Origin of the sequence: Pseudomonas synxantha (assembly GCF_900105675.1) — a bacterium.
GTDB classification, from domain to species: domain Bacteria; phylum Pseudomonadota; class Gammaproteobacteria; order Pseudomonadales; family Pseudomonadaceae; genus Aquipseudomonas; species Aquipseudomonas synxantha.
In genome coordinates this window covers 1,273,016-1,285,492 of record NZ_LT629786.1, presented here as the reverse complement: position 1 = coordinate 1,285,492, position 12,477 = coordinate 1,273,016, and the positions used below count along the sequence as shown (strand labels likewise).

The following is a 12,477-nucleotide window of genomic DNA, read 5'->3' as shown; positions in this document are numbered from 1 at the left end:
ATTCCAGTTGTGCGCAAGCTGTCACCCCGATCGTGGTGGCTGTGCGCAGGGCACCTTCGGGTGCGCCGGATCCAACTGGCCGGTCGACTAACCTGCGTACAGCCGCCTCCCAACGTTTAGTCGCGAAGGGTTCGGCTCCTTACCTACCAGTTGGAGTTACACCATGAATAAAGTCCTACCCGATCCACCCTTCGATCCCGCCAAAACCCGCGCCGCGTTCAACCGCGCCATCGACCACTACCTGCCCAGCCAGGGTTTCCACAGCGTCAACGACGACCTGAGTTTTGAAGATGCGTTGCTGTACACCGCCAGCCTGCTCGACAGTGCTTCGGCGACGGCGCTCGATTGTGGTGAATTGCTGGATAGCCCGGGGCGGGCGAAGATCCTCGCGGTGTGGCATTTGCTGGAGATTGCCAGGACCACAGTGGATCGCTCTATCGAGTGTATGAAACCCTTGAAGACAACACCTTAAAATGTGGGAGGGGGCTTGCTCCCGATGGCGGTGGCTCAGCTGATATATCCACTGCTGACACTCCCTCATCGGGGGCAAGCCCCCTCCCACACTGTGCGCATTCCAATGCTTGGATTCGGCTTCAGCAGGCGAAGAGTTGAACGTTCCATCGAGTGTATGAAGCCCTTGAAGACAACACCTTAAAATGTGGGAGGGGGCTTGCTCCCGATGGCAGTGGGTCAGCTGATATATCCACTGCTGACACTCCCTCATCGGGGCAAGCCCCCTCCCACACTGTGCGCATTCCAATGCTTGGATTCGGCTTCAGTAGGCGAAGAGTTGAACGTTCCATCGAGTGTATGAAGCCCTTGAAGACAACACCTTAAAATGTGGGAGGGGGCTTGCTCCCGATGGCAGTGGGTCAGCTGATATATCCACTGCTGACACTCCCTCATCGGGGCAAGCCCCCTCCCACACTGTGCGCATTCCAATGCTTGGATTCGGCTTCACAGGCGAAGAGTGGAACGTTCCATCGAGTGTATGAATCCCTTTAAGGCAACGCCTTAAAATGTGGGAGAGGAGCTGTCTGTCAGCCGAACCCCAGGCATTCAACTGGATAAAACGGGGTTAGCGAGCGGTTCATTGCTGAAACGATTAAAGCCCTGTAGGAGATTGGCTATATGTAGCCGATGCTGGCAGTCGATCATTTATCTAAATTAATATTTTTATCCCGAATATCAGTTACTTAACTTTCTGTAAAAATAATCCACCTGCCTTCGTTGCCGTTTTTACTCGCCAGAAACGTCGAATTACTGACGCGACTTTTATGGCAGCCTTTGTCCCGCGTTTCCGCTACATACGTAGGATAAATCCCTATGGCTTAATAAAATCTCGAACGCCGAGTTACGTTCAAGCAGTACGGACCGTCCCGCCCAGGCCTAGCGCGTCGGTTGACGGTTTTCGACATCAAGGATGAGATGGCTATGAGTCTGACCCGTAGTATTGGCGACACACAGGGCCCGCATTTTTTTGCCGAAATGGGCGAGTTGATTTCAAGCAGTGGCAACGAGCACTTCGCCGCCAACATGCTGCATCTGGTGGACAAGTGGGTGCCAATCCATTTGGTAGACCTCAGCGAATGGACCCTGGATGAACTGAGCGACCGCGTGCTGGACATCAAGTTGCTGGGCAGCGCCGGGCTGAACAAGGACTTGCCTGTAGCTCAGATCCTGCACCCGCTGGGCGACCACCCGTTGCTGCGCCAGATGCTGCGCATGCAAGACCCGTTGTTGATCCAGATGAAAGCCAAGGCCGACAGCGCTCATCCACGGCGCAGTTCGCACCAGTGCAACCTGGTATCGCGCCAAGGCAATCGACGCTGCGTGATTTCGTTCTATCGGCCTGCGACCCAGCGTGGGTTTTCCCTGGCGCAGTTGTCGTTTCTCAAATGCTTGTCGGACACCCTGTTGCCGCTGATGGAGCGGCACGCGCAGCTTCTGCGCCAGGCACCGCAGGCCGAGACCGACCCGGCCCATACCCTGCTGGAGCAATCGCAATGGCAGCGCGAATTCTACAAACGCCTGTCCCTCAGCGATATCACCTTGTCGGCACGGGAGCAGGAGGTGTGCCTTGGCCTGTTGACCGGCGGCACCGTGCCGCAGATCGCGGAAAAACTCAGTGTCAAAAACAGTTCCATCGAGACCTACCTCAAGCGTGCCGCCGCCAAGCTCGGCGTGAGTGGCCGGCACGGCCTGGCCAAATGGATGGTCGGCGCCTGATGAACAAACTGACACCGCAACCTGCGGGTGGCGGCCCTGAATGTGCAGGCGTTCCAGGCACAGTACCGCATCCAGCGCGCAGACCTGTTCCCGGCGATCACCCCGACTGCCGCAGCCGATACTCCCCCGGCGTCATCTGCGCATAACGCAGGAAAAACCGGCTGAAATATGCCGGGTCCTTGAACCCCAGCTGGTAGCAGATTTCATTTGCCGAACTTCCGCTGAACAGCAGCAGGCGCTTGGCCTCCTGCATCAGCCGTTCAAGGACCAGACGCTTGGAAGGTAAGTCGGCGATGCGACGGCACACCTCATTGAGCCGCGCCGGTGTCACGCCGATTCCTTCGGCATAGCGCACCAACGGCCAATGTTCCAGGTAATGGGCTTCGACCAGTTCGTTGAAACGATGAAAAATGCGCAGGTCTTCACGGGCCATCGGGCGTGCCGGTAACGCATGGGCGCACAGGCGCAGCAGGCGGATCATGATCAGGCGCGTCAGGCTGTCGAGGGCGGCAGCGCGCCCTGCCCGCTCGGCGTTGATCTCGCTGCACAGGGCTTCGAAGAGCTGATCCAGCCCGTCGGCGTCGTCGCCCAGCGCGACACAGGCCGCACCTGAGGCGAGGCTTGGGTCGGCGTCGATCAATCCCCACACCAACTGCTGGCGCACCGTCAACACATGCCCGTCGGCATCAGCTTCGGTGACGAAGGCATGCGCCACCGTGGGCGGCGTGAGAAAAAACATCGGCCCCGACTCGACGTATTGACGATCATCCAGATAAACCCGCACTGCACCACTCTTGACGTAATGCACCTGGAAAAACCGGTCATGCCGATGCACGGCCATGTTGCGCCCGAAAAAACCCGCCAGGTTGCCGAGCTTGTCGTAATGCACCTCGGCATCGCTGTAGCGCTGGTCGTAGACCTGCCCGATGTTGATATTGGGAATCGGCTTCACGCGGCCCTCCTCTTGTTGTTCTGATGCCGTTGGAGTTTGCCATGCTTGACGGTAGTTAACATATTAATTATAACGTTAACAACTTAACGAACTGCCAACGCAGCCTTCGCCACCGCCAGGAGAAACGCATGAGCCGTACCCTGCATGATGTTGCCAGCGGCACCCTGTTCGGCGTTGCGCTGAACTACCAGGGCCTGCTGGAGCAACATCTCGCCGCCTTCGAGCAGGCGCCCTACCAGAAGCCGCCGACCAAGCCGGTGTTGTTTATCAAGACCCCCAACACCCGCAATGCCCATGGCGGCGTGGTGCTGCAGCCTGCGGGCGAGCGCCTGCAACCGGGCCCAGCATTGGGCGTGGTGATCGGCCAACGCGCCAGCCGCGTCAGCCTGGACAATGCCATGGCCCATGTCGCCGGATATGTGGTGGTCAACGAGTTCAGCCTGCCGGAAGACAGCTACTACCGCCCCGCCGTCAAAGCCAAATGCCGCGATGGGTTCTGTGCCCTGGGGCCTGAGGTGATTGCCCGCGACCAAGTGACCAACCCCAATCAATTGGACCTCAAGCTCTTCGTCAACGGCCAACTGCGCCAGGAAAATTCCACCGTTCATTGGGTGCGAGACATCGCGCAATTGATCGCCGAGATCAGCGAGTTCATGACCCTGCACCCTGGTGACGTGCTGATCACCGGCACACCGGAAGGCCGCGTCGATGTGCAGCCCGGCGACCGGGTTGAAGTTGAAATCACCGGTGTGGGCCGTTTGCTCAACACCATTGAGGCAGAGGTATTGGCATGAAGCGCGCACGCATCGGCTTTGAAGGTCAAATCCATTCCGTGCAGGTCGACGACGACTGCAGCGTGCGCCTCGGCGATGGCCGCCGGCTCGCGCAAGAACAGGTGCAATGGCTGCCACCCGCCACCGGCAACATGTTCGCCCTCGGCTTGAACTACGCCGACCACGCCGCCGAACTGGCTTTCACACCGCCGACCGAACCGCTGGTTTTTATCAAGTCAGTCGGCACCTACACCGGCCACCGCCAGGTCACCTGGCGCCCGGACGACGTTGCCTACATGCACTACGAGTGCGAGCTGGTGGCGGTGATCGGCAAGACCGCCCGCAACGTCAAGCGTGCCGACGCCCTGGATTACCTGGCCGGCTACACGGTGTGCAACGACTACGCGATCCGCGACTACCTGGAAAACTACTACCGCCCCAACCTGCGGGTAAAAAACCGCGACGCCACCACCCCGGTCGGCCCGTGGATCGTCGACGTGGCTGACGTGCCCGACCCGGGCAACCTGAAATTGCGCACCTGGATCAACGGCGAGTTGCGCCAGGAAGGCAGCACCAAAGACATGATTTTCGATATCCCCTACCTCATCGAATACCTGTCCAGCTTCATGACCCTGCAACCTGGCGACATGATCGCCACCGGCACGCCCGAGGGCCTGGCCGATGTGGTGCCGGGGGATGAAGTGGTGGTGGAAGTCGAAGGCGTGGGCCGCCTGGTCAACCATATTGTCAGTGAGACGCAGTTTTTCTCCGTGCGCAAAGAGGCTTGAGCAACATGATCAAACATTGGATCGATGGCCGTGAGGTCGAGAGCAAAGACGTGTTCGTCAACTACAACCCGGCCACCGGCGAGGCCATTGGTGAAGTGGCCAGCGGCGGCGCCGAAGAAGTCGCCCAAGCCGTGGCGGCGGCCAAGGCGGCGTTCCCCAAGTGGGCCAACACCCCAGCCAAGGAGCGCGCACGCCTGATGCGCAAGCTGGGTGAACTGATCGAACAGAACGTGCCACGCCTGGCCGAGCTGGAGACCCTCGACACCGGACTGCCGATCCACCAGACCAAAAACGTGTTGATCCCACGCGCCTCGCACAACTTCGATTTCTTCGCTGAAGTCTGCACGCGCATGGACGGCCACAGCTACCCGGTGGACGACCAGATGCTCAACTACACCCTCTACCAGCCGGTGGGCGTGTGCGCGTTGGTGTCGCCATGGAACGTGCCGTTCATGACCGCCACCTGGAAGACCGCACCGTGCCTGGCCCTGGGTAACACGGCGGTGTTGAAGATGTCGGAGCTGTCGCCCCTGACCGCCAATGAACTGGGACGCCTGGCAGTGGAAGCCGGGATCCCCAATGGTGTGCTCAATGTGATCCAGGGCTACGGCGCCACCGCTGGTGATGCCCTGGTGCGCCACCCGGATGTGCGGGCGATTTCCTTTACCGGCGGCACCGCCACCGGCAGGAAAATCATGCAGACCGCCGGCCTTAAAAAGTATTCCATGGAACTGGGCGGCAAGTCGCCGGTGCTGATCTTTGAAGACGCCGACCTTGAGCGTGCCCTTGATGCCGCACTGTTTACGATCTTTTCCCTGAACGGCGAGCGTTGCACCGCCGGCAGCCGGATCTTTATCCAGGAAAGCGTCTACCCGCAGTTTGTCGCCGAGTTCGCGGCGCGGGCCAAGCGCTTGATTGTGGGCGACCCCCAGGACCCCAAGACCCAGGTCGGCTCGATGATCACCCAGGCCCATTACGACAAGGTCACCGGTTACATCAGGATCGGCCTGGAGGAAGGCGCTACGCTGCTGGCCGGCGGGCTGGAGCGGCCGGCCAACTTGCCTGCGCACTTGAGCTGCGGCCAATTTATCCAGCCGACGGTATTCGCCGATGTGAATAACAAGATGCGCATCGCCCAGGAAGAAATCTTCGGCCCGGTGGTGTGCCTGATCCCGTTCAAGGACGAAGCCCAAGCGCTGCAATTGGCCAACGACACCGAGTACGGCCTGGCCTCCTATATCTGGACCCAGGACATCGGCAAAGCCCATCGACTGGCCCGCGGCATTGAAGCAGGCATGGTATTTATCAACAGCCAGAACGTGCGCGACTTGCGCCAGCCGTTCGGCGGGGTGAAGGGTTCGGGCACCGGCCGTGAGGGTGGCCAGTACAGCTTTGAAGTGTTTGCCGAGATCAAGAACGTGTGCATTTCCATGGGCAGTCATCACATTCCGCGCTGGGGCATCTGAAACAGGCTCCTACCGACCTTACAAGAATAATTATTCAGGAGAATCATCATGGGCGAAGTGGTTCTGGCAGCGAAGATCTGCCACGTACCGTCGATGTACCTGTCGGAACTGCCCGGCAAGCATCACGGCTGTCGCGAAGCGGCGATTGCCGGGCACAAGGAAATCGGGCGCCGCGCCCGCGAACTGGGGGCCGACACCGCCGTGGTGTTCGACGTGCACTGGCTGGTCAACAGCGGTTATCACATCAACTGTGGCGAACGGTTCCAAGGCACCTACACCAGCAACGAGCTGCCGCACTTCATCAAGAACATGGACTACGCCTACCCGGGCTGCCCCGAGCTGGGTGAGCTGATCGCCGCCGAAGCCAACCTGGCCGGCGTGCGCAGCATGGCCCACAACATCCCCAGCCTGGAGCTGGAATACGGCACCCTGGTGCCAATGCGCTACATGCACATGGGCGTGCCCGAGGATGAAAAATTCAAGGTCATTTCCATCGCTGCCTGGTGTGCCTGGCATCGCCTGGAAGACAGCTTCGCCTTCGGCGCCGCCGTACGCCGGGCCATCGAAAAGAGCGAGCGCAAGGTGCTGGTGCTGGCGTCTGGGTCGCTGTCCCATCGTTTTTCCGACGACCGCCAGGCCGAAGCGAATATCCATAACTGGACCCGCGAATTCGACAAGCAGGTGGACCTGCACGTGGTCGAGATGTGGCAGCAAGGCCGCTACAAGGAGTTCTGCGCCATGCTGCCGGACTACGCCGAACACTGCTTTGGCGAAGGCAAGATGCACGACACCGCCATGCTCCTGGGCCTGTTGGGCGGGCCGGACTATGCCCAGCCGGCCGAGATCATCACGCCGGCGTTCGGCAGTTCGGGCACCGGCCAGATCAATGCGATTTTCCCGCTGTAGACCAGGGAGAACACCATGCCGCACTTTATTGCCGAATACACCGACAACCTCGAACAACAGGCCGACCTGCCCGGCCTGTTTGAAAAAGTCCACCGCGTGCTGGGAGACAGCGGCGTGTTCCCCCTCGGTGGTATCCGCAGCCGCGGCGTGCGCCTGGACACCTGGCGCATGGCCGACGGCAAGCACGACTATGCCTTTGTACACATGACCCTCAAGGTCGGCCACGGCCGCGACCTGGCCACGCGCCAGGCGGTAGCCGAAGCCTTATTCGGGGTGATCACCGCGCACTTCGCCGAGCTGCAGGCGCAACGGTTATTGGCGCTGTCGTTCGAGATGGTCGAACTGCACCCGCAGCTCAACTTCAAGCAGAACAATGTGCATGCGTTCCTGAACAACGCGGCGGGGTAAAAACCCGCCCTCCTCTTCACGGCCACTCAAACAAAAAGTACAACATCATGAGCACAGCCCACTCCACCGCAAGCCTGCGGCTTGCCGAGCACGACCGCACCCATCGTTTGGTGACCTGGCGCCTGATGCCCTTGTTGCTGGTGTGTTACCTGTTCGCCCATCTGGACCGCATCAACATCGGCTTCGCCAAGATGCAGATGAGCCACGACCTGCAGTTCAGCGACACGGTGTACGGCTTCGGCGCCGGGCTGTTTTTTATCGCCTACGCGCTGTTCGGCGTGCCCAGCAACATGGCCCTGGACCGCGTCGGGCCACGGCGCTGGATCGCCTGCCTGATGGTGGTGTGGGGCCTGCTCTCCACCGGCATGCTGTGGGTGGAGAGCGCCCGCGGTTTCTATCTGCTGCGCTTTTTACTGGGGGTGGCCGAGGCCGGTTTTTTCCCTGGCATCCTGGTGTTTCTCAACCGCTGGTACCCGGCGCGTCGGCGTGCCCAGGTCACCGCCTTGTTTGCCATCGCCGTGCCCATGGCCGGGGTGTTGGGCGGGCCGATTTCCGGGGCGATCCTGGAGAACTTCCACGACGTCGGCAGCCTGCGCGGCTGGCAGTGGATGTTCCTGATCGAAGGTGCGCCCGTGGTGCTGCTGGGGCTGGTGGTGCTCAAGTGCTTGCCGGACAGTTTCGAGTCAGTGCCCTGGTTGAGCACCGAGCAAAAACAGCAACTGCGCACCCAGTTGAGCAACGAGGAACAGCGCAAGACCATCACCTCGTTCAGCGGCATCCTGCGGGACCCGCAAGTGTGGCTGTTGGTGGCCGTGTACTTTGCAGTAATGCTGGCGGTCAACACCCTGGCGTTCTGGATGCCAAGCCTGATCCACGGCGCCGGCATCGGCCGCGACAGCCAGGTCGGCCTGCTCAGCGCCGTGCCCTACCTGGCCGGCTGCTTCTTCATGATCGGCTGCGGGCGCTCCTCCGACCGTCACCGCGAACGCCGCTGGCACCTGTGCGTGCCGCTGCTGATGGCCGCGGCCGGCATCGCCGTGGCGGGCCTGGCGCCTGGCAACGCGCTGCTGGTGATGAGCGGGCTGGTGGTTGCCGGCATGGGCGCCAGCGCGGCGCTGCCGATGTTCTGGCAACTGCCGCCGGCGTTTCTCTCCAATACCACCCAGGCGGCGGGCATCGCCATGATCAGCTCGTTCGGCAGCATTGCCGCGTTCCTGGCGCCCTACCTGATTGGCTGGATGCGCGACGCCACCCAGAGCGCCAGCCTGGCCCTGTACGTACTCGCCCTGTTTATCGCCCTCGGTGGCCTGCTGGTGCTGCGCACCCACGCCGCCATCGTCAACCCCCACTAGAGACCGTTGCCATGCTCGACTCCCAGCAAATCCTCGCGGCCGCCGCGCACCTGGACCGCGCCGAACGCAGCCGCGAACAGGTGCGCCAGTTTTCCCTCGACTACCCCGGCATCACCATCGAGGATGCCTACGCCATCCAGCGCGCCTGGGTGGCACAAAAAATCAACGATGGGCGTACGCTCAAGGGCCACAAGATCGGCCTCACTTCACGGGCCATGCAGGTCTCTTCAAACATCACCGAGCCCGACTACGGCGCCCTGCTCGATGACATGTTTTTCGATGAAGGCAGTGATATTCCCTTCGAGCGCTTCATCGTGCCGCGTGTGGAAGTGGAACTGGCATTCATCCTCGGCAAGCCGCTCAAGGGTCCGAACTGCACAGTGTTCGATGTGCTTGATGCCACCGAATGGGTGATCCCGGCGCTGGAAATCATCGACGCTCGCATCCAACAGATCGACCCACAGACCAACGCCACCCGCAAGGTGTTCGACACCATCTCCGACAACGCCGCCAACGCCGGTGTGGTGCTCGGTGGCCGTGCCGTGCGGCCGACCGAGATCGACCTGCGCAAAGTGCCGGCGGTGCTGTACCGCAATGGCGTGATCGAAGAGTCCGGCGTCTCGGCGGCAGTGCTCAACCACCCGGCCAAAGGCGTGGCATGGCTGGCCAACAAGCTGGCGGCGCATGACGTCACCCTGCTGCCCGGCCAAGTGATTCTAGGCGGTTCGTTTACCCGCCCGGTGGCGGCCCGCCCTGGGGATACTTTCCACGTCGACTACGATCTGCTCGGCTCGATCGCCTGTCGCTTCGTCTGAATACTGGAGCACTGTCATGGACATGCCTGTCAACCGCTTCAAACAACGCCTTCACCAGGGCGAGGCGCAGATCGGCCTGTGGCTCGGCCTCGCCAATGCCTATAGCGCGGAGCTGGCCGCCAACGCCGGTTTCGACTGGCTGCTGATCGATGGCGAACACGCGCCCAACCACCTGCCGGGGATGCTTGCGCAATTGCAGGCCATCGCGCCCTACCCCAGCCAGGCGCTGATTCGCCCGGTGGTCGGCGACACGGCATTGATCAAGCAACTGCTGGATATCGGCGCGCAGACGCTGCTGGTGCCCATGGTCGAAAGCGCTGCCCAGGCCCAAGAACTGGTGCGCGCCCTGCGCTACCCACCCCAGGGTACTCGCGGCGTCGGCAGTGCACTGGCCCGTGCTTCGCGCTGGAACGGCATCACCGACTACCTCGACCAGGCCGACGCGCAGATGTGCCTGCTGGTGCAGATTGAAAATCGCGAGGGCCTGGCCAATCTGGACGCTATCACCGCCGTCGAAGGCGTGGACGGTGTGTTCATCGGCCCGGCGGACTTGAGTGCGGCCATGGGGCATCGCGGTAACCCAGGGCACCCTGAAGTGCAGGCGGCGATAGAGGACGCCATCGTGCGCATTGTTCGAGCGGGCAAGGCGGCAGGGATTCTCAGTGCGGATGAACGCCTGGCGCGGCGCTATATCGAGCTGGGGGCGACGTTCGTGGCGGTAGGAGTGGATACCACGGTGTTGATGCGCGGGTTGCAAAGCCTGGCCGGGAAGTTCAAAGACATTCCAGCGGCCGTGCACACAGGCGGAGTCTACTGAGCCCCCTCCCACATGTTGACCTGTTTTGATCATGAGATTGATTCAGCGCTTGATGTTCTTCAAGTCATCCAGCAACCCCAGCAAGGTCTGGAATTTCTCCTCGCCAAACTGATCCTGCAAGCGCTGGTAGTTGGCCTCCATGCACTGGCTCATGGACTCGAAACTGGCCTTGCCCTTGTCCGCCAAAGTAATGAGCACCCGGCGCTGGTCCTGTTCGGCCTTGCGTCGGTGCACCATGCCGGCGGCTTCCATGCGCACCAGCACGCCGGTCATGCTCGGCTTGAGGATGCAGGCCAGTTCCGCCAGTTGGTAAATCTCCAGCTCACCGTGCTGTTCGAGGATGCGGATGATGCGCCATTGCTGTTCGGTCAGGCCGTGCTCATTCAACGAGGGGCGGAAAAAACTCATCGCCGCTTCACGGGCTTGCAACAAGGCCAGGGTCAGGGATTGTCGAGGTTTGGACATAGGGCTCAGGGTCACGAAGTATTTAGTTAATAATTTAACGAAACTCTAACATTCCGCGCCCATTCGCGCGCTATAACTTGTCTGTCGCCGCGCCCGTGGCGCGCTGAATCAAAAAGCCGGGCACGCAGGATCAAGACTTCCAGCCCGCCAGGGGCCCTAATGGAGGCATCCGCTTCAGCGCCTTCCTTCACTTTTTCAGGCTGCGCCATGATCAACATCGAAACCCCTACGTATTACACCGCCACCAAGAAATACAACCTCAGCTTCCCCACCCTGGAGCAAGACATCGACGCGGATGTCGTGGTGATCGGTGGCGGCTTTTCAGGGATCAACACCGCGCTTGAACTGGCGGAAAAAGGCATCACCAATATCGTGGTGCTTGAAGCGCGCTACCTGGGCTTTGGTGGCACCGGACGCAACGGCGGGCAGATCATGGCGGGCATCGGCCATGACCTGGAGAAGATCAAGAAGGACGTGGGCGAAGACGGCCTGCGCCAGGTGTTCGAGATCAGCGACCTGGGCGCCGACATCATCAAGAACCGCATCGCCAAGTACAACATTGATGCGGATTTCTGCCACGGCTACGGCTACATGGGCTTCAACGCCCGCCAGGAAAAAACCCTGCGCGCTTGGGAAAAGGACTTCAAGTCGATCAACAGCCAGCACGAGATCCGCTTTCTCGGTGGCTCGGATGTGCAGCAGATCATCGGTTCCAACGCCTACACCAGCGCCCTGCTGCACATGGGTGGCGGGCATGTGCATTCGCTGAACCTGCTGCTGGGCGAAGCCACCGCGCTGGCCAGCCATGGCGTGCGCATCTTCGAGAACAGCCCGGCCCTGGAAGTCAGCTACGGCGAGCGCATTACCGTGCGCACCGGTCGTGGTTCGGTGCGCGCCAGCAAGGTGCTGTGGGCTTGTGACAGCTTCCTCAACAAGCTGGAACCGGAACTGCACCGCTCGACCATCAACACCTACGCGTTCCAGATGATGACCGAGCCATTGTCCGAAGAGTTGATCCGGCGCATCAGCCCGATCCGTGGCGCCTACAGCGACATCCGCCCGGTGATCGACTATTACCGCGTAACCAATGAAAACCGTTTGCTGTTCGGCGCCGCGACGCCCCTGGTGGAACACATTCCCGGCGACCTGAAAGCCTGGAACCGCACGCTCATGCTGAAAATCTTCCCCTACCTCAAGGACGTCAAGATCGACCTGGCCTGGGGTGGCCCGATGGCCTGCAGCCCCAATCTGTTCCCGCAGATCGGCACCTTGCCAGGGCGCAGCAATGCGTTTTTCGTGCAGGGCTATTCGGGCTTTGGCGTCACCCCCAGCCACATCATCTGCAAGGTCCTGGCCGAAGGCATGAGCGAAGGCTCGGCGCGCTATGACCTGGTCAGCTCGATCCACCGCCCGACCATCATCGGCAAGGACGCGATCCGCCCCTTGCTGCTGACGGCGGGTAAATCCTGGCACCAACTGTCCGGCTACTGGAACGGACGTCGTTGA

General features: G+C 61.0%; 13 protein-coding genes and 1 pseudogene. 12 read left to right on the top strand and 2 right to left on the bottom strand.

Going from position 1 to position 12,477, the window contains the following annotated elements:
- Window positions 1-163 precede the first annotated feature (163 nt).
- The 3 genes and pseudogenes from BLU48_RS06170 to BLU48_RS32205 form a co-directional block, all read left to right on the top strand.
- Window positions 164-472 carry a DUF6124 family protein gene (locus BLU48_RS06170; RefSeq protein WP_056846655.1) on the top strand — a complete coding sequence of 103 codons (309 nt, stop codon included), beginning with the start codon at window positions 164-166 and terminating at the stop codon, window positions 470-472.
- A gap of 962 nt (window positions 473-1,434) precedes the next feature.
- Entirely contained in the window at window positions 1,435-2,229 is a 795-nt protein-coding gene (locus tag BLU48_RS06165) for a helix-turn-helix transcriptional regulator (protein WP_057024931.1), read from the top strand.
- A 12-nt stretch (window positions 2,230-2,241) separates the two neighbouring features.
- A pseudogene (locus BLU48_RS32205) lies at window positions 2,242-2,328 on the top strand (hypothetical protein); the annotation flags it as partial.
- Here the strand turns inward: BLU48_RS32205 and hpaA are convergent.
- Window positions 2,327-3,181, bottom strand: a complete 855-nt coding sequence (hpaA, locus tag BLU48_RS06160; protein ID WP_057024932.1) for a 4-hydroxyphenylacetate catabolism regulatory protein HpaA — start codon at window positions 3,179-3,181, stop codon at window positions 2,327-2,329. The pseudogene BLU48_RS32205 and the gene hpaA overlap by 2 nt on opposite strands.
- Before the next feature lie 128 nt (window positions 3,182-3,309).
- Between hpaA and BLU48_RS06155 the strand changes: the two genes are divergently transcribed.
- From BLU48_RS06155 to hpaI, 8 genes are read left to right on the top strand one after another with little or no spacing between them, the layout of a single operon-like run.
- Window positions 3,310-3,975 carry a fumarylacetoacetate hydrolase family protein gene (locus BLU48_RS06155; RefSeq protein WP_056846658.1) on the top strand — a complete coding sequence of 222 codons (666 nt, stop codon included), beginning with the start codon at window positions 3,310-3,312 and terminating at the stop codon, window positions 3,973-3,975.
- Window positions 3,972-4,742 (top strand): fumarylacetoacetate hydrolase family protein, encoded by a 771-nt coding sequence (locus BLU48_RS06150; RefSeq protein ID WP_057024933.1) that lies wholly within the window; start codon window positions 3,972-3,974, stop codon window positions 4,740-4,742. The genes BLU48_RS06155 and BLU48_RS06150 overlap by 4 nt, the downstream gene beginning before the upstream one ends.
- Before the next feature lie 5 nt (window positions 4,743-4,747).
- Window positions 4,748-6,208: a 5-carboxymethyl-2-hydroxymuconate semialdehyde dehydrogenase gene (gene hpaE / locus BLU48_RS06145; protein ID WP_057024934.1), complete on the top strand. Its 1,461-nt coding sequence runs from the start codon at window positions 4,748-4,750 to the stop codon at window positions 6,206-6,208.
- Window positions 6,209-6,256: 48 nt separating this feature from the next.
- Entirely contained in the window at window positions 6,257-7,114 is an 858-nt protein-coding gene (gene hpaD / locus BLU48_RS06140) for a 3,4-dihydroxyphenylacetate 2,3-dioxygenase (protein WP_057024935.1), read from the top strand.
- A 15-nt stretch (window positions 7,115-7,129) separates the two neighbouring features.
- Window positions 7,130-7,522, top strand: coding sequence for a tautomerase family protein (locus tag BLU48_RS06135; RefSeq protein WP_057024936.1), 393 nt, complete (start codon window positions 7,130-7,132; stop codon window positions 7,520-7,522).
- Between the two features lie 47 nt (window positions 7,523-7,569).
- Complete coding sequence (locus BLU48_RS06130) at window positions 7,570-8,874, top strand: MFS transporter (protein WP_057024937.1); 1,305 nt, start codon at window positions 7,570-7,572, stop codon at window positions 8,872-8,874.
- A gap of 11 nt (window positions 8,875-8,885) precedes the next feature.
- The gene (gene hpaH / locus BLU48_RS06125; protein WP_057024938.1) at window positions 8,886-9,689 is read left to right on the top strand and encodes a 2-oxo-hept-4-ene-1,7-dioate hydratase; all 804 of its coding nucleotides are present in this window, start codon (window positions 8,886-8,888) and stop codon (window positions 9,687-9,689) included.
- Between the two features lie 16 nt (window positions 9,690-9,705).
- Window positions 9,706-10,506, top strand: a complete 801-nt coding sequence (gene hpaI, locus BLU48_RS06120) for a 4-hydroxy-2-oxoheptanedioate aldolase (RefSeq protein WP_057024939.1) — start codon at window positions 9,706-9,708, stop codon at window positions 10,504-10,506.
- Between the two features lie 42 nt (window positions 10,507-10,548).
- Here hpaI and hpaR read toward each other — a convergent pair whose 3' ends face one another.
- Window positions 10,549-10,971, bottom strand: coding sequence for a homoprotocatechuate degradation operon regulator HpaR (gene hpaR, locus BLU48_RS06115; protein WP_043049367.1), 423 nt, complete (start codon window positions 10,969-10,971; stop codon window positions 10,549-10,551).
- 207 nt (window positions 10,972-11,178) lie between these two features.
- Between hpaR and BLU48_RS06110 the strand changes: the two genes are divergently transcribed.
- A complete protein-coding gene (locus BLU48_RS06110; RefSeq protein ID WP_057024940.1) occupies window positions 11,179-12,477 on the top strand; it encodes an NAD(P)/FAD-dependent oxidoreductase in 1,299 nt (432 codons plus the stop codon).

Coding starts and splice junctions, on each gene's coding strand:
- BLU48_RS06150 (WP_057024933.1), top strand. CDS start 3,972: ATGAAGCGCGCACGCATCGGCTTTGAAGGTCAAATCCATTCCGTGCAG.
- hpaD (WP_057024935.1), top strand. CDS start 6,257: ATGGGCGAAGTGGTTCTGGCAGCGAAGATCTGCCACGTACCGTCGATG.
- BLU48_RS06110 (WP_057024940.1), top strand. CDS start 11,179: ATGATCAACATCGAAACCCCTACGTATTACACCGCCACCAAGAAATAC.
- hpaH (WP_057024938.1), top strand. CDS start 8,886: ATGCTCGACTCCCAGCAAATCCTCGCGGCCGCCGCGCACCTGGACCGC.
- BLU48_RS06135 (WP_057024936.1), top strand. CDS start 7,130: ATGCCGCACTTTATTGCCGAATACACCGACAACCTCGAACAACAGGCC.
- BLU48_RS06155 (WP_056846658.1), top strand. CDS start 3,310: ATGAGCCGTACCCTGCATGATGTTGCCAGCGGCACCCTGTTCGGCGTT.
- hpaI (WP_057024939.1), top strand. CDS start 9,706: ATGGACATGCCTGTCAACCGCTTCAAACAACGCCTTCACCAGGGCGAG.
- hpaR (WP_043049367.1), bottom strand. CDS start 10,971: ATGTCCAAACCTCGACAATCCCTGACCCTGGCCTTGTTGCAAGCCCGT.
- BLU48_RS06130 (WP_057024937.1), top strand. CDS start 7,570: ATGAGCACAGCCCACTCCACCGCAAGCCTGCGGCTTGCCGAGCACGAC.
- BLU48_RS06170 (WP_056846655.1), top strand. CDS start 164: ATGAATAAAGTCCTACCCGATCCACCCTTCGATCCCGCCAAAACCCGC.
- hpaE (WP_057024934.1), top strand. CDS start 4,748: ATGATCAAACATTGGATCGATGGCCGTGAGGTCGAGAGCAAAGACGTG.
- BLU48_RS06165 (WP_057024931.1), top strand. CDS start 1,435: ATGAGTCTGACCCGTAGTATTGGCGACACACAGGGCCCGCATTTTTTT.